Genomic DNA, 22,779 nt, shown 5'->3' on the forward strand with positions numbered 1-22,779 from the left:
TGATGAAGGTTTGTCGGGGGGTCCGGCAACAATGTGGGACGTATTCCCCAAGCGCAGGGGGCCGACCCGAGAATCTGGAGGAGGTGCCGTGACGGACGGACCGCTCATCGTGCAGAGCGACAAAACCCTGCTGCTCGAGGTGGACCACGAGCAGGCCGATGCGGCCCGGCAGGCGATCGCGCCGTTCGCCGAACTCGAACGCGCACCCGAGCACGTGCACACCTACCGGGTGACACCGCTGGCACTGTGGAACGCGCGGGCGGCGGGGCACGACGCCGAACAGGTCGTCGACGCGCTGGTCAACTATTCGCGCTATGCGGTGCCGCAGCCGCTGCTGGTCGACGTGGTCGAGACCATGGCCCGCTACGGGCGGTTGCAGCTGGTCAAACATCCCGCCCATGGGCTGGTGCTGGTCAGCCTGGACCGTGCGGTGCTGGAAGAGGTGTTGCGGCACAAGAAGATTCAGCCCATGCTCGGCGCCCGCATCGACGACGACACGGTCGTCGTGCACCCGTCCGAGCGTGGTCGGATCAAACAGATGTTGCTGAAGGTCGGGTGGCCGGCCGAGGACCTCGCCGGCTACGTCGACGGCGAGGCCCATCGCATCGATCTGGACTTCGGCACCCACGAATGGCATCTGCGCGACTATCAGGAGCTGGCGGCCGACTCGTTCTGGGCCGGCGGATCCGGGGTGGTGGTGCTGCCCTGTGGCGCGGGCAAGACGATGGTCGGCGCCGCCGCGATGGCCAAGGCCCAGGCGACGACGCTGATCCTGGTCACCAACACCGTGGCCGGCCGGCAGTGGAAGCGGGAGCTGCTCGCACGCACCTCGTTGACCGAGGACGAGATCGGGGAGTACTCCGGCGAGCGCAAGGAGATCCGCCCGGTCACCATCGCCACGTATCAGGTGATCACCCGCAAGACCAAGGGCGAATACAAACACCTGGAACTGTTCGACAGCCGCGACTGGGGCCTGGTCATCTACGACGAGGTCCACCTGCTGCCCGCGCCGGTGTTCCGGATGACCGCGGATCTGCAGTCCCGGCGCAGGCTCGGGCTCACCGCGACGCTGGTGCGCGAGGACGGCCGCGAGGGCGACGTGTTCTCGCTGATCGGCCCGAAACGCTACGACGCGCCGTGGAAGGACATCGAGGCGCAGGGCTGGATCGCGCCGGCCGAGTGCATCGAGGTGCGGGTCACGCTCACCGAAGCCGAACGCATGGCCTACGCCACCGCCGAACCCGAGGAGCGCTACAAACTCTGCTCCACCGCGCGCACCAAACTCCCCGTCGTCGAATCCATCCTGGCCCGCCACCGCGACGCGCCCAGCCTGGTGATCGGAGCCTATCTCGATCAGCTCGACGAACTCGGCGAACATCTCAACGCTCCGGTCATCCAGGGCTCGACCCGCACCAAGGAGCGCGAGGCGCTGTTCGACGCGTTCCGCAACGGCGAAATCCCCGTCCTCGTGGTCAGCAAGGTGGCGAACTTCTCCATCGACCTACCGGAAGCGTCCGTGGCCGTTCAGGTTTCGGGCACCTTCGGTTCCCGTCAGGAGGAGGCGCAGCGTCTGGGCCGGCTGCTGCGCCCGAAATCCGACGGCGGTCAGGCGCACTTCTACTCGGTGGTGGCACGTGACACGCTGGATGCCGAATATGCGGCCCACCGCCAGCGTTTCCTTGCCGAACAGGGGTATGCCTATCGCATCACCGACGCGGACGACCTGCTGGGCCCGGCGATCGGGTAGGCGCAGCCGATCGGCCGCGGTGGGCGCGCCGCTGGGTTACCGCTGCCGGACAGATGTGAGGATTTGAGACGTGCGACGCTTCGAATTCGCGGTCGACCGCGAACATGCCCGGGCGGTGAACGAAGTCGTCCGCGATATCCGGCGGCTGCGAATACTGGCGTTCACCGCGGCCATCGTGCTCGGCCTCGGCACGGCCGGGCTGATCTGGCTGAATCACCCCTACTCGTTCCTGCTGGCGGTGGCCTTCGCCTTGGCGACCATCAGCGCGCTGTTCGTCGCGCTGTGGACGCCGTACCGCTCGCGCATCGAGAAGTTGTACGCCGAGGGCGAGCTGGTTCCGGCCGTCGTTTCGGGGCAGCATCCGAAAGGGATCACCCTGCTCGCGCTGGTGAACCTCGCCAAACCCGGCGCCGTGCCGCGCTACGCGCTGATCACCCGGGTGGTGCGCGCCCTGCCGGGACACGACACCGACGCCGGGGAACAGGTGCCGGCGGTGACCGTGCGAGCCGATCGCGCGCCGCGATCGGTCGGCGATCTGCGCCAGCCGGTGAGCGCCATGCCGATCGCCTGGGGCACCCGCGACCTCGGCGTGATCGAGCGCGCCCGCGCCGCGATCAGCGATGTGGAATGGAAGCTGCTGGCCGACAATCTCGGTCTCGCCGAGAAGGTGGGCCGGGTCGACTCGCAACGGCTGCTGCTGGATCCGCAACAGCTGCCGGAGGAACTGCGCGGTCGACGCGTGTGACGGTTCCGGGGTGCAGCGGGGCCGACTAGCATCGTCGGTTGGTCGGCACGCCGTGCCGCGAAAGGGGTGGAGGGTCGATGAAGTCGCATGCCTGGGCACGGTGTCTCACGGCGGGAGCGTTGTGCGGGGTGGCGCTGGTGCTCCCCGCCCAGGTGCAACCGGTACCGGCGCAGGCCCAGCCCGCCGCCGATCCGTTCACCGGATCGCCCGGCCTCGGTGACCCCTACTATCCCGATGACGGCAACGGCGGCTACGACGTGCAGCACTACGACGTCGCCATCGATTACGACCCGCCGAGCAGGCATCTCACCGGGAAGGCGCGGATCGACGCGGTGTCGACGCAGCCGCTGCGCGCGTTCAACCTCGACTACGCCGGACCCGCGGTGGCGAAGGTGTCGGTGAACAATCTGCCGGCGGGATTCACCACCGGTGGTGAACACGAACTGACCGTCACTCCGGCATTGCCGGTGCTGCCCGGGCTGCCGTTCACGGTGACGGTCGAGTACGCGGGCACCGAATCCGACGATCCCGATTCCGGCTGGACGATCTCGCCGAGCGGCGGCGCCTTCGCCGCCGGTGAACCGCATTCGGCGACCACCTGGTACCCGCTCAACGACACCCCGGTGGACAAGGCGACTTTCGATCTGCAGGTGACGATTCCGCAAGAGTGGCAAGCGGTGTCGAACGGCCTGCGGGTCAGCGATACCGTCGCCGGGGACAAGCGCACGGTGAAGTGGAGTTCGAGCCATCCGTCGATCGGCTATCTCACCACCGTCGCGATCGACCACTTCGATTTCCTCGAACAGCGCCGCGCGAACGGCACTCCGCTGATCAGCGCCTTCGCGCCGGGTGCGGACAAGGGGCGGGCGCTCGAGCAGCGGCTGCCGGAGGTGCTCGATTTCCTCGAATCCCTCTACGGCCCCTATCCGTTCGAAAGCGGCGGCGGAATCTACGTCGACACCGACCTGCATTTCTCGCTGGAGACCCAGACCCGGCCCATCTACGCGCCGTGGACCGATCTCGACACCGTCGTCCACGAGAACACCCATCAGTGGTGGGGCGATTCGATGTCGGTGCGGAACTGGTCGGATATCTGCCTGAACGAATGCTTCGCCAGCTATACCGCCGATTATCTGTGGCCGGAGCGGAAAGAGGGCAAGGATGTGGACACCCTCTACCGCCGCACCATCGCCAAAACCCTCGACAAACCGGAGTACTGGGAGATTCCGCTGCAAAATCCCGGGGCCGGAAACGAATTCACCACGGTGTATTCCCGGGGGCCGTTGTTCCTGCACGCTCTGCGCCACGAACTCGGTGACGACGTGTTCTTTCCCGCTGTGGCGCAATTCGTACGGTCACATGCCTACGGCAACGCGTCCATGCCGGAATTCCGTAGCTTCATCCAAACGAAGACCGCGACGGATCTGAGCGGATTCTTCACCGCCTGGCTCGATACCACCACGCCGCCGCCGGACCAGTACCTGTACCCGGGTTCGCTGCGCGGCTGAACGTTCTCGGCGGGAACACTTTTCGTGGTTCTCAGCGCAGCTCGTCCACGCGCCGCTGCGCCTGCTCGAGGTCCGCGTCGGCTCGTCGCAACGCCGCTTCGGCGGATCGGACCCCCGCGGCGGCGAATCGGCGGGATTCCTCGGCCTGCGCGAGTTCGTCGCGCAGCGCGGTGATCCGTTCGTCCAGGGCGGCCACCTCGGAGCGTTGCCGCTCGAGGTCGGCCGCCGTCGAATCTCGTTCTGCACGAGCGGCTTCCAGCGCTTCCCGGGCGGCGGCCGCCTCGTCGGCGCCGGCGTCGGCGGGTTCCTCGGTCTCCTCGTCGGGGACGGCCGCCAAGGCGGGCCCGGCCGGGCCGAAACCGGCGTAGTCGACCGCGGCGGCCAGCACGCCGGCACGGACCTGGTCGGCGACCTCCGGATCCGCCAGTGCCGCGTTGAGAGTCTGCGCGACCGCACGCAACACCGGTTCGGTGAGATTCTTCCCGGCGTCGGAGGCGAGGCGAGCGGCCTTGTCCGTCAACGCGTTCACCGCTTTGCGACGTTGGTCGGCGAGGGTGCGCATCCGGTCGGCCGACAGGGTGCGCTGCGCCTCGCGCAACGCCTCGCCGAGATCCAGCAGTGCCCCCAATTCCTGGGTTGCCTTGTGCGCCAGCAGATTCACCGCCCACGCCGCGACGGTCGGACGCCGCAGCCTCGATATCGCCGTGGCCAGCTGTTTATCGCCGTCGGCGCGTGCGGTGCGGGCCGCTTCGTCGCGAGCGGCCACGAATTCGGCGGGCTCGAGGGCATAGAGCTCTGCGGTTGTCTGCTCGAGCTTCATGCTGCAGAGCGTAACGATTCGGGCGAGGATATCGACTACAGATCGCGCGTGTGTGGCTGCACTCGCGGATTGTCGAAAGGTGTATCTGATCGTGAATTCCTTCGGGCTCCTGCTACTCAACCACCTGCTGCCCAGCATCGTGAACTATTCGCTGATGGGTCTGTACGGCCTGCACTCGCTGCACATGTGAGGCAGGACCCGCCCGGCAGGGCGGGCGGGTATCCTCCCCACCACGTTCGCCATAGGTGAGCGGCTCGGCGAGAAAGGTTTTCGTAGGTGAAGTTCGCAGGACCGAGACCGATCAAGGGTCTCGTGCTGGCGCTCATGGCGGTCGCCGCCCTGACTGTGACCGGCTGTTCGATGTTTTCCGATGCGGCAAAATCCGACACCGCCCGCGCGAAGGTCGGTGACTGCATCAATGTGCTGGAGGGATCGCCCGCAGATTCCAAGACCGAGCCGGTGGATTGCTCCTCGGCCAAGGCCGTCTACACGGTGAAATCGACCTCCGACAAGAAGCAGGACTGCGGGACCGAATACTCCTCGTACGAGGAGACCTTCAACGGCGGTACCACCGCGTTCCTGTGCCTGGCGCCCAATCTCAAACAGGGCAACTGCTATCACGAGGACAAGACGACCGGATACTCCTATGCCGAATGCGACTCGGCGGAGGCCACGGTCAAGGTCGTGAAGCGGGTCGACGGTCAGAACGACGAATTCCTGTGCGATGCGAATTCGACCTTCCTGACGCTTTCGGAGCCCAAGACCACGTTCTGTCTGGCCAACCCCAAGAGTTGAGCCCGCTTTCAGCCGTGGGTCACGACTCGACCAGGGCCACCGACGCGATCCGGTGCAAGGTGAAGTGCCGGATCGCGCCGGTGTCCGGATCGGTCGCATCCAGCTGACCGCCGGCCACCCGCACCGGTTCCACGATGCGCTGGGTGGCCACGCCCTGGGCGTCCACGTAACCGATGTGCACCGGGCGGCGCACCCGTACCGCCAGTTGCAGCAGCGCCAGCGTGGCCGCGGTACTCGTGCGGGTGCCGTCGCTGCGGACGCGCTGCCCGGACCGGCTGCGGGCGGCCTTCTCCCCGGCGCGTAGTTCGCCCACCAGCAGCCGCAGTTGTTCGGCGCTGGGCGGGGTGGGCCGCCAGGCGTGGCGTTCGTTCGGTCGGGTGGACAGCCGCGCCCCGCGCGGGCGCAGATCCACGATCGCGCCCGATGAATCCTCGCCGGCCGGGCTGAATCCCGCCGCGCGCAATTGTTCGAGCACCTCGCCCAGCGGCGCCTGCGAGATCGCCACCGTCGGCGCGACGGCCCGCAATGCCAGCTGTCCGGCCACGGGGGCGGCCAGCACCTCGGCCAGCAGCGCCGGATCCTCACTGCGCACGAACGATTGCGCCATCCCGGCACGCAAGCGCCCGTGCCGGCGTGCCACATCGTCGATCAGGTACGTCAGCGATTGCGGGACCGGGGTGCGCGAATGAGCGGTGAACAACTGATGCAGTTCGGCGGCGGTCATGCCGGCGTCGAGCGCGCGCCGCACCGACCCTTCGCCGATGCGGTAGACGGTGGCCGCGCCCGCGGATTCGATATCGGCGACCAGGGCGATGCGCTCACGCAGTTCCGGCACGAGCGGTCCCGGGGCGACCACGGTCAGATCGGCTTGGACGAGCACGTGATCGACCGGTTCGGGCAGCGCCGCGTCCATTTCGGCCTCGGCGTCGGCGACGGTACCGTGCAGCAGCGCCCGGCCCGCGGAGGTCAGCGCGCCGCGGCCGACGACGCCCAGCGCGGCCGCCTCCGACAGTGTGCGCTCGACCGCCTCGATGCGGAAATGTCTGCGCCGCCGCGGCATTCGCCAGCTCAGCACGCGCGCCACATCGGCGGCCGTGATCGCCGTACCCGGGGGAAACTCCGCGGTCACCGCCAGAATCGCGCGTCGATCGGGCACCGCGTGTGCCGTGCGTAGCTCCGCCGAGAGGGCGGCCAGCGGTTTGTCGTTCACATCGCGCAGGCCGATCATCCACGGGAATCGGTCCAGCTCCAGCCAGGCGTGGGCGAGCACCGCCCATCGGCGCGCCGCCGGGCCCTCCAGCCAGCCGTCCGAGGCGATCGTGGGCGCCCAGTAATCCTCACCGGCGTCGTTGTCCGGTGCGGGCTCGGGAATTCCCTTGTCCAGCAACCGGGCCGCCGCCAGCACTTCCACGAGCAGCCCGACCCGGGCCTCGTCGAGTCCGGCCTGTTTGGCGATGCGCCGCAGTTCCCGCACGCCCAGGCCGCCCGCCCGCAGCACCGGCGCCGGCAACTGGGAGAGAACGTCGAGGATGTCGCCGGCGTGGCGCAGCAACTCGCCGACCTCGCCGGCGGCCGCGGCGTTCACATCGGCGGCGGAGTGCTCGCGGGTCTGCGGCTGCGGGGGTGTGAGTACATGGGGATCGGTGACCGGCTCGCGCCGCAGCACCTGGCCGACGGCAGACGGGAGTTCGACCGTCTCGTCGTCGATCCAGATCAGGAGCCGGCGGGCCAGCAGCCGCTGGATGGGCCGCTCCGGATCGGTGCCGGGCGCGGCGTCTCGGGTCCGGCCGCGGGGGCCGGTGGTCGCCAGTTTGTCGAGCAGAGCGCGTTCCGCGCCGCCGATCTCGGGTAGCGCCGCCTCGATCTCGGGTTCGGTCAGTGCGTCGGGGAGTTCCGTGGTGGCGCCCATCTGCCACGGCAGTGCCTCGGGCGCGGCGGCCACGACGAACAGATCGTCGGTGCCCCAGACCAGCGCGCGCTCGATCAGCCGCGCGAGCGCGGTGTCGACGGCCGCGGCGGATACCCGATCGGCGAGCAGTTCGTGCAGGCGCCCGCGGGGCAGCGGTCGCTCCTGGCGACCACCGCCGAATGCGTTGTGCGCGGCGAGGGTTTCGATCACGGCGAACTCGAGTGTGTTCAGATCGTCGGCGGCGCGCAGTACCGACGCCCGCTGTTCCGCGCGGGCGGCCAGTACGGTCATCGACCCGGGCAACGGCACGGCGAGATCGGGGCGCAAACCCAGCAGCCGGACGAGGTCGTCGTCGCTGCGGGAGCTCAGCCAGTCGGTGAGCGTGCCGAGCTCGGCGGGTCCGGCGTCGGCCCCGGAATGCGTCCCGGCGCCGTCGTCGGAGGCTCGGGCATCGGTCGTGGTCATCCAATCCAGACTACGGCGAGCGAACATGCCAGAATGAGCCCGTGGTGAACAAAACGAAGAAACCCTACGTCGACAACGGCTGGCCCCAGGTGGACCACGGTGACCATGCGGTCACCGAATTGTCGTCGACCCGTTCCGGTGGCCTGTCGCCCTACGGCGAGGACACCGAGTTTCCGGTGCCGGCTGACACCCTGCCCTACGTGCATCCGCACACGGTGGTCAACCGCTGACGCGAACACGAAGAAGGCCCGCGTTCCGGTAGGAGTGCGGGCCTTCTTCGTATCCGGGGTCGCATCGGGCACACGGAGTTCGCCGCCTCGGTACGCAGAGAAGGCCCGCATCGTGAGATGCGGGCCTTCTCTGCAGGGGGAAACTATGTGAGTGGTCTAGTTGGGCAGCAGGCCCTTGTTCGCCTCGTAGAAGTTCACGATCGACGGATCCAGCTTGGCGCCACTGGCTTTGAAGGCGTTGTACGCGTCGAGCGCCGGCTGCGGCAGCTGCACGCCCTGCGCCTGTGCGACGGTGACGGCCTTGTCGACGGCGGAGAACACCTGCTGGTTACCGTCGGCCGGGGCCTGGGTCGAGGCCTCGCTCTCGGGGGCAACCGGCTGCCAGCGCGGGGTCTGGGCGGGAGAGGCGGGCACGTCGCGCTGAGTCGCGCTGCCGTGCAGGCCGAGGCTGGAGGAGCAGGAAGGCCACGCGCCCCAACCCTGGGTCGCGAGCACCTTCTCGGCGACCGCGATCTGCTGGTCGCGGCTGGCCTGGTTGGCCGAGGGAGCGTACTGCGTGCCGCCGTGAGCGGCCCACGTCGACTGCGAGAACTGCAAACCGCCCTGGTAGCCGTTGCCGGTGTTGATGCCCCAGTTACCACCGGATTCACACTGTGCGAGGCGGTCCCACTCCGAATCGGGAGCCGCGGCGGCGTGTCCAGCGAGAGCCACACCCGCGCCACCCATGATCGCGGTGGAAACAGCGACCTTGGCGACGGTGCGACCGGTGTTGGTCTGCTTGCGATGGCGTCCACTCATGTCGGGTCGTCTTCCTCTCGTACGCGCCTGCGAGGTGAGCTGTCGGGTTCGGACTGAGAGGCCGTCCGGTCCCGGCTCGCCGGGACTTCACCCCAAGGGAGCGGTCGTTGTCGGCCGTTCCCGCTTTCCTGCGGAGGCTTCGAAACCCGGTTGAGCTCCGAAAACCTCTGTGGGAACGTGGGTTCCCCGCCCTCGCCCCTGGTTCCGTCGGGGTCCGTACCCGCGGGGCGAGGCTCGGTGCGGCGGGCCGGTGGTGCCGGGATGTCCCGGCTGCGATAGACGGTACGACGATCCGGCTGAAAAATCACTATTTGGTAACCGGCGTGTATGGCCGGTCGTGCTGTGCCGCAAGACCTTCCGAATCCGCGTCTATGCAGGTGAGTGCGGCGTGTCACCTTCGAGTGCGGGTCGTGACCGTGGCGTTATCGCGTCGTTATGTGATGAAGGTCACACGTGTAATTGCCCGGCGTGTTGGGGAAACCGTCAGCGAGCGCGTCGGCCCGACCAGAGCGCGAACGCGATCGCGAGCAGCAGGCCCAGCGGAGTCGCCGCCATCGCCACCAGATACAGCCACAGCGGCGGGTCCCCGTCGGTCAGGATCGGCGTGAGGAAAATGGCGACGATCGCGAGCACGCCGACCGCGAACAGGCCCACGGCCACCCGCAACAGCACGTCACTGGAGCCCCGGGGTACGCGGGGCGAGGAGGAGTCCGGCATGGGTGCACCGTAAAACGGATGTGCTTGCCGTATCCCCACCGGGGTAGACTCGAACCAATCGCGTCCTGCATAGCTGTGTGGGGCGCGTTCTTTTCGCACAGAGATAGGTTCCGGCGTTCTGCCGGGACCTACGTCCGTGTCCGGGGTCGTTCGCCGTCCCGCTGGATCCGGACGGACCGGACAACGATGACGAACGGGTGAGCGCAGTGCCGACCGGCAAGGTGAAGTGGTACGACGTCGACAAGGGCTTCGGCTTCCTTTCCCAGGATGAGGGCGAGGACGTCTATGTTCGGTCGTCCGCCTTGCCCAAGGGTGTCGAGGCGCTCAAGCCCGGCCAGCGCGTGGAGTTCGGGATGGCCGCCGGTCGCCGCGGCCCGCAGGCGCTGAGCCTGAAGCTGCTGGACCCGCTGCCCTCCGTGCGCACCGCGCAGGGCCGCAACGACCGCGTCCGCAAGGAAGCTCCGGCCCATCCGCGCAAGGCGCCCGACGACCTGCACGGGATGATCGAGGACATGATCACCCTGCTGGAGGCGACCGTGCAGCCGGAGCTCCGCAAGGGCAAGTACCCCGATCGCAAGACCGCGCAGCGCATCGCCGAAGTGGTGCGCGGGGTGGCGCGCGAACTCGATCACTGAGTTCGCGAGCACCGCATTCGCGAGCGGACCGCGCTCACGCGGCCTTGATCGACCACGCCTGATACGGCGAGAAGGCTTCGTTGCCGGCCTCGTCGCGCACGAGCAGCAGCAACTGCACCTCGACGCCGATCAGGCGCAGGTTCGGTTCGGGATGGCTGTCCACCGTCACGGCCAGGGTGCCCTGCGGGTAGTCCCGGTACGAGGCCAGGTGCTGCACGGTCTTACCCGGATTGTCGATCTGCTGGTACTCCAGCACCATCACCCAGGGCGCGTCGGCGATGTGCCGAGGTAGCGACAGCTGCACCGGGTAGCCCAGCGGCGGATTCAGTTCCGCGGTGATCTCGGTGCGCTTGCAGTCGGGAGAGACGCGGCCGTGCGGATCCGGTTCGCCGATCGTGCAGTACAGATAGGGCGGAACCGTGACGGTTCTGCCGTGCGCGTAGGCGGTGACCGTGGGATCGGCCTCGTGCGCGTTGTGCACCGCCACCGCCACGATGCCGGCCACGGCCGCGGCGACGACCAGAACTGCCGCCAGGGCCAGCGCGAGGATCGTGCGGGTGCTGGGCTTGGTCACTGTGGCTGTTTTCCTGTCGCTAGGGGGACTTCCTGTTTGACATGCTGCGGACGGTTACCGCCCAATCCGGGGAGCAGCGAATGCCCACGGTAGCTCACGAAGGTCTGCGCCAAACCGAGCGCCAGGACCGCTGTGACCACCGCGAAACCCTCCCAGTACACGGTCGGCAGCAGTACGCCGCCGGCGCCGCCGACCACCCAGGACAGCTGCAGCACCGTTTCCGAGCGCCCGAATCCGGAGGCGATCGATTCCGGCGGCAGATCGTCCTGGATCGAGGCGTCCAGCGAGACCTTGGCCAGTGCGCTGGCACACGCCGCCACCAGCGCGGCGACCGCTGCGCCGATCAGATTGTCGAGCAGCATGGCGACGACGGCGACGGCGGTGCACGCCGCGGTGCACTCCACCACGATCAGCGACGGCCGGCCCAGTTTCAGCCGGGCGCCGGTCGCGTTGCCGGCGAAGTTGCCGATCGCCGCGGCCGCGCCGACCAGTCCGAGCATCGCGGCCTGCTGCACCGGGCGGTGTTCGGTCGATTTCGCGACGAAGGCCACATAGAAGGTGAGAAAGCCGGTCAGCACCCGGATCGCGCTGTTGCCCCACAGTCCGGTGACCACCGACCGGCCCAGCGGCTGCCGGCGCCGGCTCGGTTTCACCGTCGATTTCTCGCCGCGGTCCAGCACTTCGGTGCCGCCGTCGCGACTGTGGTAGCCGAGGGTCGCCGGCACCTCGCCCTCGGTGACCTCGACCCAGGACGGAATGCGCAGGCTCAGATAGGCCCCGGCCGCCGCGATCAGCGCCGCGAACACCAGGGCGCCGACGGACCCGGCCACCGCGGCGACCGCGCCGGCCACCGCGCCCGCACCGAGCGTCCCGCCGACCAGGCCGAATACGGTGAGGCGGGAATTGGTGCGGACCAGATCGATCCCGGGTGGCAGCACCCGTGGCGTCACCGCGCTCTTGAGGACCGCGAACGATTTGCTCGAGATCATCATGCACAGCGCCAGCGGGTAGAGCGCCCAGCTGTCGAAATTGAAGATCAGCAGGATCGCGAAGACCACCCGGATCGCGAACGAGGCCGACAGCGCGAGTCTGCGCCCGCGTTGCAGCCGGTCCAGCAGCGGGCCGATCAGCGGCGCGATCACCGCGAACGGCGCGATCGTGATCAGCAGATACAGCGCCACCTTGGTCTTGGATTCGGCGGTGGCACTGGCGAAGAACAGCGTATTGGCCAGCGCCACCGCGATCGCGGCGTCGAGGGCGAAGTTGGCCATCGTCGCGTAAACGAGTGCGGTGAGCCCGGATTCGCCCGCGCCGTCGGCCCGCGCCGCGCGCTGGAAGGTGTGGAAACCCTTCTCGGTGAGGTCCCTGGTGCGCATCGCCATCACCCGCGTCACCGTCATCTTGCGAGGGACACGTTGGCGTTCGGCGATTTTCGCGTCCTTGGGCCGGGGGCGCTCGGCCGCGCTCGGGGCCTCGGAGGTCGGGGCCTCGGATGCCTCGCCGGAACGGTCGTCGCTGTGCGAGCCGCGCGGGGGAAGTGCCCGCGGCGGTTCGCCCGACGCCATGCGCCGGGTCACGAATTCGGGCACGTCCGGTTCGCCGTTGCGGCGCGGGAGCGGAGGCAGCGGTGCGGACGACGGGGCGTTCGGCGGCGGGTACCGGTCGTAGCCGGGATGCCGCCGGGTAGCGGGATACTCCTCGCCGTCCCACGGACCGGGTTCGGTGCCGGAGGGTTCGCGGGAGGCAGTCACGATTCGATTCTCTCGCACTCGGCCGACGCGTGGACATCGGCCGGGCTGTGATCCGATGCGTGTCGGCCGCCGTCGGGGCGAGCATCGCGCTCACATCGGGACGAATCGGACCTCGAACATGGTGGGCCAGTACTTTCCGGTGATCAGGAAGTGGTCGGTGCCCGGGATTTGGGCGATGCCGTTGAGGACGTCGGCTCCCGTGCGCTCGGTGGGGCGCAGCAGGCCGCCGGCCTCGATCTCGGCCAGTACCGCACCGCTGACGGGATCGATGTGCAGGATCTGATCGGTCGGCCACACGTTGGCGTAGATCGAACCGTCTGCGGCGCAATCGAGTTCGTTGAGGCGGGCGTCGTGATGGCTGGTGAGCCGGATCGTGCCGGTGGTCGCGAAGGTGGCGGGGTCGCGGAAGGTGAGGGTGTCGCTGCCGTTGCTCATCACCACGCGGTCGCCGCGGGTGCACAGGCCCCAGCCCTCGCCGTCGTAGTGGACGCGGCGGCGTTCGGCGAGTGTGCGCGGATCGCGGGCGAAGGCGGTCTCGTTCTTCCAGGTGAGTTGCCAGACGGTGTCCCCGGCGCGAGTGACGCCCTCGCCGAAGTAGTCGCCGGCGAGTGTCGCGGCGGCGATCGGCGCGCCGGTGGCGAGATCGGTGGCCCGCACTCCGGAGTCGCCCTCCATCCCGGTGCTCTCGTAGAGAACCGGGCCGTCGACCTCGAGTCCCTCGGTGAATGCGGCCCGGTCGTGCGGCCGGGTGGCGACCACCTCGACCCGCAGGCGCGCAGTGTTGTCGTCGCGCTCACAGGCCGTGGCGGACAGCATTGTGGCCGCCGTGATCAGCACTGCTGCGGCCGCCGCACGGCGTTGGCATTTCATACGGCAAAATGTAGGGCGTGAGCGCAGTGTCTGTTTCGGAGTCCGGCGTGCGACCGATCCTGGCGGAGGCGGTCGACCTGGCTCGCCGTGCGCTCCTGGAGTTGCAGCCCACGGGTGTGGGCGAACATCTGGGCGTCACCGGCGAGAACGAGTGTGCGGCCACCCATCACTTCGCCGCGACCCTGCCGGGGTATCGCGGCTGGCAGTGGGAGGTCGTGGTCGCGGCCGCGCCCGATGCCGAGTACGCGACGGTCAGCGAGTCCGCCCTGCTGCCCGGGCCCGACGCTCTGGTGGCGCCGGACTTCGTGCCGTGGGAACAGCGCATCCGCCCCGGCGATCTGGCTCCCGGCGATCTACTCGCCCCGCGCGTGGACGATCCGCGTCTGGTGCCCGGATATCTGGAGACCGGCGACCCGGTGGTCGACGAGGTCTGTGAGGAGATCGGCCTCGGCCGCCGTCAGGTCCTCAGCCGGGAGGGCCGCGTGGAGGCCGCCGAGCGCTGGTACTCCGAATTCGGTCCCGACACCGAGATGGCACGTTCGGCCCCCGGCACGTGCGGAGTCTGCGGCTTCTTCGTACCCCTCGCCGGCGCCCTGCGCGCCGCCTTCGGCGTCTGCGCCAACGCGATGGGCGCCGACGGCCGGGTGGTCCACGTCGAATACGGCTGCGGCGCCCACTCCGACACCGAAATGCCCACCGGAGCCGGCTCCCCGCTCTACGAGGCTTACGACGATGCGGCGATCGAGGTCGTGCCGATGGAGGAATTGACCGCGCGGGACGGATCCGCCGATGCGGAACAGACCTCCGCCACCGAGGGATCGGAGGCACAGGCCTCCGCCGGAGACACGGCCGGTTCCGCAGCAGCGATCGCCGTCGACGCCGGAGAACCTTCGAACGCCGATCCGGAGACGGAAAAGGGTGCACCCGCGGACCCCGACACGCCCGCAGCGTCGGCCGCGGCCGTGGCACCGGTCGGCGAAGGTGCTGCCGAGACCGAAACGCCGTCGGGCCCGGCGGGCGACGCCCACGGTGCCGGCGACACCGGAACGGCTGCCGACACATTGCCGCACAACGGCGCGGCCGCGCACGAGCCTCCCGGCGCCGATCCCGCGCCGAAAGACGTTGCCGCCGAAGGTGTTCGGAGCGGTGCCGAATCGCCGTCGACCACCGTCGGCGTCTCCTCGACCGGCGGCAGCGGAACCGCCGAGGCGTCGCCTGCCGATCCCGACGCCGCCCGCGCTCCTATGACCGACACCGTTGGCGGGCCCGCCGAAACGGCTCCGGGCGCCGACACGACAGCTGTGCGCGAGCCGGCCGATCCGGCTGCTACGTCGCCCGAAACAGCCTCGAACTCCTCGGCTTCGGATGTCGAAGCGGTGGAACCGTCCACAGCGGTATCCGGTAGCGATGCCGGTGGCGAACCGGTGCGCTACAGCGATGCCTGGGCGGTGTCCGCGGTGCGGGTGCAGCCGGGCGAGTCCGGGGCGGCGGAGGAGAACTGACGAGCGCGAGCGGGGGAGCCGTAAGGGTGACAGAGGATCCGTTCGGCACCGCGGACTTGCGTGCGGGAGTACTCACCGCATGGCGGAATTCGCCGACTCGCCTGCGCGAGGACGCCGCCACCGAGGCGGATCTGGTCCGGGCCGGGTATCGCGATCGGCTGCTCACCGAGCTGGCGCAGAACGCCGCCGACGCCGCGGTCAAGGCGGGGGTCTCCGGCCGGGTCTCGGTGTGGTTGCGGGGCCGGGCTCTGCATATCGCCAATACGGGTGCCCCACTGGATCTTTCGGGCGTGCACGCACTGACGGCGTTGCGCGCGTCGGGCAAGACGGGCACGGCGGTCGGCCGGTTCGGTGTCGGGTTCACGGCGGTGCTCTCCGCCGGTGACGAGGTGGAATTTCGTTCCACCACAGGATCTTTGCGATTCTCCCGGGCGCAGACCCTGACCGAACTGCGCGACAACGGTATCGACATCCCCGTCGGCTCGGACGGCCCCGCCGTCCCGGTGCTGCGCTTGGCCTGGTCGGTGGCCGTCGCCCCGGAGCCCGGTTTCGACAGCGAGATCGTGGTCTGGCTGCGCGAGGATGTCGACGCCGCGGACCTGCTCGCGGGCATGCGGGCCGAAGCGGTGGATCTGCTGCTGGAACTGCCGGGCCTGCATACGATCCGGATCGGAGACGACGAATCCTGGCGCGCGGTGGAGGATCTCGGCAACGGCCTGCAGCGGGTCTGCATCACCGCACCCTCCGGCGAGGACTTCCGCTGGTGGCAGTACACCACCGAGCGGGCGCGCTGGCTGCTCCCGGTGCGTGAAGGCCGGGCGGTGGCGGCGTCCGCCGATGTGCTGCGCGCGCCGACCCGCACCGACGAGGAATTGTCCCTGCCCGCCCTGGTGATCGCCGACATCGCCCTGCAACCGGATCGGCGCCGGCTGTTGCCCGGCGTCCGGGTGGCCGAATTGGCCGAGGGCTATGCGGATTTCGCCCGTGCGCTACCGGCGGGGGATCGGCTGGTACTCGTTCCGGCGCCCGGCTTCGCGCGCAGCGAGGCCGACGGCCTGCTGCGGGAGGCAGTGGTGAAGCAGCTGCGCGAAAATCCGTGGTTGCCGGTGCTGGCCCCGGCTGCCGGTGCGAGCGACGACCCGGCCGATGCCGGGTTCGCGCTGCCCGATTTCGGCGGCGCCGCGAGCACGTCCGGAGACGGCGCGGGGGCCCCGGTGCGGACCGATGCGGCGCCGTCGCGTGCGAGTGTATTTCCCGGCGTCACCACCGAACTCGCCGATCTGCTGGCGACTCTGCTGGGGCCGCTGGTGGTTCCGGAGTTGTCGGGCCGCGGCAGCGCCGAACTGCTGGGCGTTCTGGACGTCCACCGCATCGGCCTGGCTCGTGTCGCCGAACTGACCGGAAGTGTGCAGCGCCCGCCGCAATGGTGGTATTCGCTCTACGACGCGCTGGAACAGTTCGTCACCGACCCGCTCGCCGCCGAGGAGTTGGGAGCGCTGGCCGTTCCGCTCTCCGACGGCCGACTGGTCACCGGCCCCCGCACGGTGGTGCTCGACGATCAGCTCGAGGACGCGGTGGCGGTGCCGTGGGCGCGGCTGGCCCACCCGGAGGCCGCGCACGAGCTGCTCGGCCGCCTCGGCGCACAACCGGCCGGCGTGGAGGATCTGCTGACCGACACCGCGCTGCGCGCCGAACTGGATCACCGCCCCGACGACGAGGATCTGCGCGAAGCCGTGCTCGCTCTCGCCGCCCACCTGCCGGCCGGCGTCACGTTGCCGACCTGGCTCGGCGCACTCGAATTGCCCGACAGCACCGGAGAATTGCGCCCCGCCGACGAATTGCTGCTCCCGGGTGCCCCGCTGGCCGAGGTGCTGGTCGGCGATTCCCCGTTCGGCACCCTCGACCCGGAGGTCGCGCAGCGCTATCCGGCCTCGGCCTTGCGTGCGATCGGCGTCGGCTGGGGGTTCACCGTCGTCACCGAAACCGATCCCACCGGTCCGGACCACGACCTCGACGACGAGGACCGCTGGTGGCAGGGGTTGCCGGAAGATCCGCCGGAGTTCGCGGCGGTGCGGGATCTGGATCTGGTCGCCGACGACGCGTGGCCGCAGGCGCTGCGGCTGCTGCTGTCCGAACCGGCCACCCGCGGCCTGCTCGCCGACCGCGACGGCTACACCGCGTGGTGGTTGCGCCGGCACGCACGGGTCGACGGCCGCCCGCTCGGCGTGCATCGGGCCGGATCGGATCCGGTGTTCGCCGATCTGCTGCCCGAACTGCCGGGCTTCTCCACGGCCGATCTGACGGCGCTCGACGCGGTGCTCGCCGATCCGGCGAACATCACCGCCGACCTGGCCGTGGCCCTGCTCGAGGCGCTGGCCGATCCGGCGAAAAGGCCCACCCCGGAAGCGGTTTCGCAGACCCACCGCCGGATCGCCGCCGCCGTGCCGCAGCTGGATCTCGACGAGATCGGCGTGCCGGAGCGGGTGCGTGCGCTGTCGGGGGCGGTGATCGATCCCGATCGGGCGCTGGTCCTGGACCGGCCCTGGCTCGGCTTGGCGTTGCCGCCGGATCGCCTGGTCGCCGGCGATATCGAGCATGCGGGCGAGCTGGCGACGCTGCTCGACGTGGCCGCTGCCTCGGAGGCCGTCCATGCCGAGGTGCTCGGCGCCGGAAAACGCACGACCTGGGCGGACGAGCCGCTGGGTGTGCTGTTGCGACTGCAGTTCGGACTACCGGCACCGGCCGGTGACCTGGTGCTGCACGATCGTCTGGAGGTCCGGATCACCGGCGCCTACGAGGCGACCGTGGCCGTGCCGTGGTGGCGTTCGGGCGACACCACCCACGTGCAGCGGCAGCCGAGTGCGTGATACGCGACGCGGCTATTTCGCGTAGGTGGTGATCATTTCCGCCAGCACGTCGAGCTGGGTGCGCACCGCCGCGCTGTCGTCGTCGACGAGCCAGCGCAAAACGATTCCGTCGATGACATTCAGGGTGAATCGGCTCAACGTCTGAACCGGAATTCGCCATTCGGTCCCGGTGGCCACCCGCCCGTGCTCGAGGACGTCGGCGACTGTGGCGTCGTTGAACAGATACTGTTCGCGCGCGATCGCGAGTTTCGCTGGGGTCTGCTCACTTTCACGCAGAGCGTAGGTGGTGGTTTCGTAGGTGAGCAGTTGTCGTTGCGGTGTGGATTCGATGTTCAGCCAGAGCAGTTCCAGGCTGGCGCGCACCAAATTTTGAAGGGATTCTTTTCCACTTCCGACTTCCTGCCAGACCGTTTCATTGGTCTCGACGGAATCGCGCAATTCCATCGACAAAGCTTTGACCAGCTCGGTCATCAGCGCATCTTTGTTTTCGAAACAGTAATGCACCACACCGAGCGATACCCCGGCCGCCTGCGCGACATCGCGCGTAGTTACCCCGGCGACGCCCTTTTTCTCCGCGAGGCCGATGGCGGCCTCGATGAGGTGGGCTCGTCGTTCTTCGACGCTCAATCGGGAGGACACGGAAGCGAGTTAAGCCGCCAGGACGCGATGAGTCAATTCGCACACTGTAAAGTTGGCGCGCTCGGGCGTGGCGCGTGTCGGCCGGTGTCACAGCCCTTTCTGCGCGCCTTTGTCACCCCTGCGGGCGCCGCGGCGCTGAATCACGAAAATGCTGTAGCCGAGCAGTCCCACTCCGAGCCCCATCAAACAGATCGGCCGGGCGTCGGCCCAGCTGTCGTTGCACCAGACCACGACCGTGGCCACCAGCCACACCAGCGAGCCCACAGCCAGCACGGGACGTGGATCGGTCAGCCGCGGCGGGATCTCGGGCACCTCTGGGGTCACGAAGTCAACGATAGCGGCGGGATGGTGGGTGTGGCATGCGACGTCCCGTATCGTTTCGGTCCGTGAGCTGGAAACGTTGTGCGCAGGACCCGCCCTCCGGGGTCCGGGCTGCACGTCGGGTTCAGCCTTCCGGGAAAGGGAAGGGCCCCGAAGCGCCGGCTTGCCGGGCCGCCACCTGGCGAGTTTCCCGAAACCGTTGCGCTGCTGCAGTATTCGGGCTCCGGCTGTCGCAGCCTGTATTAGGCTGCGCATGTGCAGCTCCGTTACCGGTACCGCGTCTATCCGACGCCGGAACAACGGGAATCGTTGGCTCGGGCGTTCGGGTGCGCGCGGGTGGTGTTCAACGACTGCTTGCGCACGCGTCGGCAGGCATACGAACACGGTGTGAAGGTGTCGGACACCGAGGTTCAGAAGAAAGTGGTCACCCACGCCAAGAAGACCCCGGAACGCGCGTGGTTGGCCGATGTGTCATCGGTGGTTCTGGTACAGGCGTGCCAGGACGCGCGACGGGCTCATCGGAACTGGTTCGACTCGATCGCAGGGAAGCGAAAAGGCGCAACGCTCGGCTGTCCCCGGTTTCGTTCCCGCAAGGACAATCGGCACAGTATCCGGCTCACGCGCAACGGATTCGGCCTGCGTCCGAACGGCAGGCTGTATATCGCGAAGATCGGCGAGTTGGCGGTGGCGTGGTCGCGGAAGCTGCCGTCGGAGCCGTCGAGCGTCACGATGATCAAAGACTCGGCCGGCCGCTATTTCGCGTCGTTCGTGGTCGAGGTGGATCCCGAGCCGTTGCCGGTCGTGGATTCGGAGGTTGGGATCGACCTAGGACTCACGACGTTTGCCGTCATGTCGAGTGGCAAGGTGATCACCTCTCCGAGGTTTCTGCGCGGCGCGGAACGCAGGCTCCGCAAGGCGCAGCTGAACCTTTCTCGAAAGCGGAAGGGTTCCAGCAACCGGGCCAAGGCACGTGCGCGTGTCGCCAGAATTCACGCCAAGGTCGCCGACACCCGCAAGGACTGGGCGCACAAGAACTCCACGGCAATCATCCGCGACAACCAAGCGGTGTATGTCGAGGACCTGTGCGTCACCGGCCTGGCGCGAACCAGGCTGGCCAAGCCGGTCCACGATGCTGCGTGGGCTATGTTCACACGGATGCTGCAGGACAAGGCAGCCCGCAGCGGGCGGGTCTTCGTGAAGGTGGACCGTTTCTACCCTTCGAGCCAAATCTGCTCGGACTGCGGCGCAGTCGACGGGCCGAAGCCGCTGTCTATCCGGCAGTGGCAGTGCGCGGCCTGCAACGCAGTTCACGATCGCGACATGAACGCCGCGAAGAACATCCACGCCGCCGGGCGGGCGGAGTGGCTAAATGCCTGCGGAGGGGCTGTCAGCCTTTCCGGCTAGCGGAAAGCGAGCCTCGATGAAACAGGAACCCTCCGAAGCGGCGCGCAACACCGCAGTCGGGACCCCGGACGATCACGTCGGGGTGGACGTCAAAACGCCTTCCGATATCCGCGCGCTCGCCGGTGAACTGTCCCTGGCGGTCGTGCGGCTGACGCGCCATCTGCGCGGCCGTCGCGCCGACGCGCAGATTTCGCTCACTCAACTGTCGGCTCTGGCGACCCTGGCCAGGGACGGGGCGATGACTCCCGGTGTGCTCGCCGCCAAGGAGCGGGTGCAGCCTCCGTCGATGACGCGCGTGATCGCCTCGCTCTCGGAACTGCAGCTGGTCAAGCGCGATCCGCATCCCACCGACGGCCGCCAGGTCATCGTGTCGCTGTCGGACGCCGGTAAGGCACTGATCCAGGACGAGAACAACGCCCGCGAGGCCTGGATGTTCGACCAGCTGTCCGGTCTGACCCCCGATCAGCTGCGGGTGCTCGACGACGCGGTCTCGATCATGAAGCAGCTGGTCGCCGACTCGGAGTAGGGTCCGTCCGGCGTCCCGGGGTGGGCGCTCAGGCCACGAAAGCGTGGTCGCTGGAGACGATTTCGCGACCCAGCGGCATCAGCGAGACCGGGATGAGTTTCAGGTTCGCCCAGCCGAACGGGATCCCGATGATCGAGACGAACAGCGGAATGCTGGTGACCAGATGCCCGATCGCCAGCCAGAATCCCGCGAAGATCACCCAGATGATGTTGCCGATCAGCGAGGGAGCCCCCGCTCCCGGCTTTGCCACCACCTCCCGGCCGAACGGCCACAGCACATAGGCGCCGATCCGGAACGACGCGATCCCGAACGGGATGGTGATGATTAGGATGCAGCAGAGGATTCCGGCCAGGAAATAACCCACGGCCAGCCAGAACCCGGCGAAAATCAACCAGAGCACATTCAGTACGAACCGGATGAGGGTCACCTCCCCAGCATGCCAGGGCGGTGCCGCCCTGACCAGAGACGACAAGTTCCGCGTGAATATGCCCGGCGCCGCTGCGCCCGCTCAGAAGAACCAGCCGAGGATCGGTTCGCGTTCGGCCCGGAAAGCGCGGTCCACATCCGCGAGCACGCGCGCGTTCTTCGCGCGCACCCGGTTCGCGCCGGCGAAGGTGCGGGTGGAGTAGGCGCCGAGGTACAGACTTCCGAGCACGTCGATGCCGAGCTCGAGGTCGGGGGTGCGGGTGGTGGGTTCGCATTCGGCTCGCCCGTCGCGCACGCGCAGCGCGAAGGTGCCCCCGGCGTGCCGGAACGGATCGTCCACGGCGACAACGATATCCAGATCCGTCTCGTAGCCGCGCGCGGACAGGGCGGCGGGGACGTCCATCGGCCGGGCCCACAGCCCGTCGTGGCGGCTGACGGTGCGGACCAGGCGGGAGTCGGTGAGCAGGTGGGGCAGCGGGTCGTCGTCACCGATGGTGGCGGTGACGGTGTCCACCAGGTCCAGACCCAGCAGGGCACGCCACAGGGCTGCATGCGCCTCGGCGGTGACCGCGCGCAGTTCCACCACCTCGGCGGTGAGCTTGCGCGGCTCGGGGTTGTCGTAGCGGTAGAGCGCGTACCCGTCGGGATGGGTGAGGGCGTACAGGGCGGCCTGGCCGCCGCTGCCGACCAACTGGATCAACCACGCCGAATGCGGGCGGACCTGGGCGCCGGGCACCAGTCGCCGCCAGCGGTCGTAGATGCCGGGCGCCACGGTGATCGCGTCGTCCAGCGAGCTCAGGGTCACACCGCCGGGATCCGGTGCGGTGGGCAGGAACTCGGCGAACCGCCGGTCGATGGTGACGCGGTTCTCCACCACACACGGCCCGTATCCGAACCGTCCGTAGATGGTGGCCCGGCTGGCGGTGAAGATGGTCAGCGGCAGCCCCGCGGCCTCGATGCGCTCGTGCAGTTCGGCGTACATCGCGCGCAGAATCCCGCGACGGCGATGGGTCGGCGCCACCGCGACACCGGCCACGCCGCACACGTCGACGGGATGCGGACCGGGCACCGTGAGCGTCATCGTGGTGTCCCGGGTGTGCCCGACGATCCGGTCGCCGTCCACGGCCACGAGCGCACGCTCGATCGGGAACAGTTTCAACCGCTGCGCGGTGACGACCGGATCCTCCCTGGGCGAGACACCGAATGCGTTCGACAACAGCAACCCGATGCCGGGAATGTCCTCCTCGGTCGCGGGCCTGAGCGTGACCTCCGATGCGATCGCCATACCTCGACCTTCGCACGCCGGCCCGATCCCGCGCACCAGGATTTTCCTGGCGCAGTCCACCCGCCGGAGCGAAGGCCGAAGATACGGATCGGGGCCTGCCGTCCCCTCCGAGGCAGGCCCCGATCCGGCGCCCCGGTGTCGGTTCCGGGCCGCGACAACGATGGTGCCGGGCAGCGCCAGCGAGCCGCTTAACGTGCGCTTGTCATTCGCGCGAATCCGCTTGCGGCGCAGTGCCCACCGAGGCG

21 protein-coding genes and 1 riboswitch are annotated in these 22,779 nt (G+C 68.8%); of the genes, 10 read left to right on the forward strand and 11 right to left on the reverse strand.

What is annotated here, in order from left to right; genetic code table 11:
• Nucleotides 1-88 precede the first annotated feature (88 nt).
• The 3 genes from NK1_RS27925 to NK1_RS27935 all read left to right on the forward strand — a co-directional run bounded on the left by NK1_RS27925 (nt 89) and on the right by NK1_RS27935 (nt 4,000).
• On the forward strand, nt 89-1,747 hold the full coding sequence (locus NK1_RS27925; protein WP_036497915.1) for a DNA repair helicase XPB: 1,659 nt from the start codon (nt 89-91) through the stop codon (nt 1,745-1,747).
• A 70-nt stretch (nt 1,748-1,817) separates the two neighbouring features.
• Complete coding sequence (locus NK1_RS27930; RefSeq protein ID WP_063013465.1) at nt 1,818-2,492, forward strand: DUF3239 domain-containing protein; 675 nt, start codon at nt 1,818-1,820, stop codon at nt 2,490-2,492.
• Nucleotides 2,493-2,569: 77 nt separating this feature from the next.
• Nucleotides 2,570-4,000, forward strand: coding sequence for a M1 family metallopeptidase (locus tag NK1_RS27935; RefSeq protein WP_084461652.1), 1,431 nt, complete (start codon nt 2,570-2,572; stop codon nt 3,998-4,000).
• Between the two features lie 31 nt (nt 4,001-4,031).
• Here the strand turns inward: NK1_RS27935 and NK1_RS27940 are convergent, their stop codons facing one another.
• The gene (locus tag NK1_RS27940; RefSeq protein ID WP_063013469.1) at nt 4,032-4,820 is read right to left on the reverse strand and encodes a hypothetical protein; all 789 of its coding nucleotides are present in this window, start codon (nt 4,818-4,820) and stop codon (nt 4,032-4,034) included.
• 276 nt (nt 4,821-5,096) lie between these two features.
• On the opposite strand from NK1_RS27940, the gene NK1_RS27945 reads away from it, so the two are divergent.
• Nucleotides 5,097-5,615 carry an LppU/SCO3897 family protein gene (locus NK1_RS27945; RefSeq protein WP_157104471.1) on the forward strand — a complete coding sequence of 173 codons (519 nt, stop codon included), beginning with the start codon at nt 5,097-5,099 and terminating at the stop codon, nt 5,613-5,615.
• 19 nt (nt 5,616-5,634) lie between these two features.
• Here NK1_RS27945 and NK1_RS27950 read toward each other — a convergent pair whose 3' ends face one another.
• Nucleotides 5,635-7,989, reverse strand: coding sequence for a helicase-associated domain-containing protein (locus tag NK1_RS27950; RefSeq protein WP_063013471.1), 2,355 nt, complete (start codon nt 7,987-7,989; stop codon nt 5,635-5,637).
• A 41-nt stretch (nt 7,990-8,030) separates the two neighbouring features.
• Between NK1_RS27950 and NK1_RS27955 the strand changes: the two genes are divergently transcribed.
• On the forward strand, nt 8,031-8,219 hold the full coding sequence (locus NK1_RS27955; RefSeq protein WP_063013473.1) for a hypothetical protein: 189 nt from the start codon (nt 8,031-8,033) through the stop codon (nt 8,217-8,219).
• Nucleotides 8,220-8,375: 156 nt separating this feature from the next.
• Here NK1_RS27955 and NK1_RS27960 read toward each other — a convergent pair whose 3' ends face one another.
• Both NK1_RS27960 and NK1_RS27965 read right to left on the reverse strand, forming a co-directional pair.
• Nucleotides 8,376-9,017 (reverse strand): resuscitation-promoting factor Rpf1 domain-containing protein, encoded by a 642-nt coding sequence (locus NK1_RS27960; protein WP_063013475.1) that lies wholly within the window; start codon nt 9,015-9,017, stop codon nt 8,376-8,378.
• A gap of 9 nt (nt 9,018-9,026) precedes the next feature.
• Nucleotides 9,027-9,237, reverse strand: a riboswitch (cyclic di-AMP (ydaO/yuaA leader).
• Between the two features lie 263 nt (nt 9,238-9,500).
• A complete protein-coding gene (locus NK1_RS27965; protein ID WP_063013477.1) occupies nt 9,501-9,734 on the reverse strand; it encodes a hypothetical protein in 234 nt (77 codons plus the stop codon).
• 206 nt (nt 9,735-9,940) lie between these two features.
• Here NK1_RS27965 and NK1_RS27970 point away from each other — a divergent pair, with 206 nt between their 5' ends.
• Nucleotides 9,941-10,369, forward strand: a complete 429-nt coding sequence (locus NK1_RS27970) for a cold-shock protein (RefSeq protein ID WP_174552762.1) — start codon at nt 9,941-9,943, stop codon at nt 10,367-10,369.
• 34 nt (nt 10,370-10,403) lie between these two features.
• Here the strand turns inward: NK1_RS27970 and NK1_RS27975 are convergent, their stop codons facing one another.
• The 3 genes from NK1_RS27975 to NK1_RS27985 form a co-directional block, all read right to left on the reverse strand.
• A complete protein-coding gene (locus tag NK1_RS27975) occupies nt 10,404-10,943 on the reverse strand; it encodes a DUF2771 domain-containing protein (protein ID WP_036497932.1) in 540 nt (179 codons plus the stop codon).
• Nucleotides 10,940-12,694, reverse strand: a complete 1,755-nt coding sequence (locus NK1_RS27980) for an MFS transporter (protein WP_063013481.1) — start codon at nt 12,692-12,694, stop codon at nt 10,940-10,942. The genes NK1_RS27975 and NK1_RS27980 overlap by 4 nt, the downstream gene beginning before the upstream one ends.
• Before the next feature lie 90 nt (nt 12,695-12,784).
• Nucleotides 12,785-13,564 carry a glutaminyl-peptide cyclotransferase gene (locus NK1_RS27985; protein WP_063013482.1) on the reverse strand — a complete coding sequence of 260 codons (780 nt, stop codon included), beginning with the start codon at nt 13,562-13,564 and terminating at the stop codon, nt 12,785-12,787.
• 17 nt (nt 13,565-13,581) lie between these two features.
• Between NK1_RS27985 and NK1_RS36260 the strand changes: the two genes are divergently transcribed.
• Nucleotides 13,582-15,066: a DUF3027 domain-containing protein gene (locus tag NK1_RS36260; protein ID WP_063906123.1), complete on the forward strand. Its 1,485-nt coding sequence runs from the start codon at nt 13,582-13,584 to the stop codon at nt 15,064-15,066.
• Between the two features lie 26 nt (nt 15,067-15,092).
• Nucleotides 15,093-17,933, forward strand: coding sequence for a sacsin N-terminal ATP-binding-like domain-containing protein (locus tag NK1_RS27995; RefSeq protein ID WP_245660873.1), 2,841 nt, complete (start codon nt 15,093-15,095; stop codon nt 17,931-17,933).
• Between the two features lie 12 nt (nt 17,934-17,945).
• Here NK1_RS27995 and NK1_RS28000 read toward each other — a convergent pair whose 3' ends face one another.
• Together NK1_RS28000 and NK1_RS35885 are read right to left on the reverse strand one after the other, a co-directional pair.
• Nucleotides 17,946-18,572, reverse strand: a complete 627-nt coding sequence (locus tag NK1_RS28000; RefSeq protein WP_036497939.1) for a TetR/AcrR family transcriptional regulator — start codon at nt 18,570-18,572, stop codon at nt 17,946-17,948.
• An 87-nt stretch (nt 18,573-18,659) separates the two neighbouring features.
• On the reverse strand, nt 18,660-18,896 hold the full coding sequence (locus NK1_RS35885; RefSeq protein WP_030513273.1) for a DUF2530 domain-containing protein: 237 nt from the start codon (nt 18,894-18,896) through the stop codon (nt 18,660-18,662).
• A gap of 252 nt (nt 18,897-19,148) precedes the next feature.
• Here NK1_RS35885 and NK1_RS28010 point away from each other — a divergent pair, with 252 nt between their 5' ends.
• On the forward strand, nt 19,149-20,297 hold the full coding sequence (locus NK1_RS28010) for an RNA-guided endonuclease InsQ/TnpB family protein (RefSeq protein ID WP_063013484.1): 1,149 nt from the start codon (nt 19,149-19,151) through the stop codon (nt 20,295-20,297).
• Between the two features lie 16 nt (nt 20,298-20,313).
• Nucleotides 20,314-20,823, forward strand: coding sequence for a MarR family winged helix-turn-helix transcriptional regulator (locus NK1_RS28015; protein WP_084461656.1), 510 nt, complete (start codon nt 20,314-20,316; stop codon nt 20,821-20,823).
• 28 nt (nt 20,824-20,851) lie between these two features.
• Here NK1_RS28015 and NK1_RS28020 read toward each other — a convergent pair whose 3' ends face one another.
• Nucleotides 20,852-21,241: a YccF domain-containing protein gene (locus tag NK1_RS28020; RefSeq protein WP_084490958.1), complete on the reverse strand. Its 390-nt coding sequence runs from the start codon at nt 21,239-21,241 to the stop codon at nt 20,852-20,854.
• 90 nt (nt 21,242-21,331) lie between these two features.
• Nucleotides 21,332-22,534, reverse strand: coding sequence for a GNAT family N-acetyltransferase (locus NK1_RS28025; protein ID WP_063013487.1), 1,203 nt, complete (start codon nt 22,532-22,534; stop codon nt 21,332-21,334).
• Between the last annotated feature and the right edge of the window lie 245 nt (nt 22,535-22,779).

This window comes from Nocardia kruczakiae NBRC 101016 (assembly GCF_001612965.1).
GTDB lineage: Bacteria > Actinomycetota > Actinomycetes > Mycobacteriales > Mycobacteriaceae > Nocardia > Nocardia kruczakiae.

Bases quoted from the DNA above. Each gene is read 5' to 3' on its own strand.
- NK1_RS27935 (WP_084461652.1), top strand. From the start codon at position 2,570: ATGAAGTCGCATGCCTGGGCACGGTGTCTCACGGCGGGAGCGTTGTGC.
- NK1_RS27940 (WP_063013469.1), bottom strand. From the start codon at position 4,820: ATGAAGCTCGAGCAGACAACCGCAGAGCTCTATGCCCTCGAGCCCGCC.
- NK1_RS27950 (WP_063013471.1), bottom strand. From the start codon at position 7,989: ATGACCACGACCGATGCCCGAGCCTCCGACGACGGCGCCGGGACGCAT.
- NK1_RS27960 (WP_063013475.1), bottom strand. From the start codon at position 9,017: ATGAGTGGACGCCATCGCAAGCAGACCAACACCGGTCGCACCGTCGCC.
- NK1_RS27965 (WP_063013477.1), bottom strand. From the start codon at position 9,734: ATGCCGGACTCCTCCTCGCCCCGCGTACCCCGGGGCTCCAGTGACGTG.
- NK1_RS27985 (WP_063013482.1), bottom strand. From the start codon at position 13,564: ATGAAATGCCAACGCCGTGCGGCGGCCGCAGCAGTGCTGATCACGGCG.
- NK1_RS28015 (WP_084461656.1), top strand. From the start codon at position 20,314: ATGAAACAGGAACCCTCCGAAGCGGCGCGCAACACCGCAGTCGGGACC.
- NK1_RS28025 (WP_063013487.1), bottom strand. From the start codon at position 22,534: ATGGCGATCGCATCGGAGGTCACGCTCAGGCCCGCGACCGAGGAGGAC.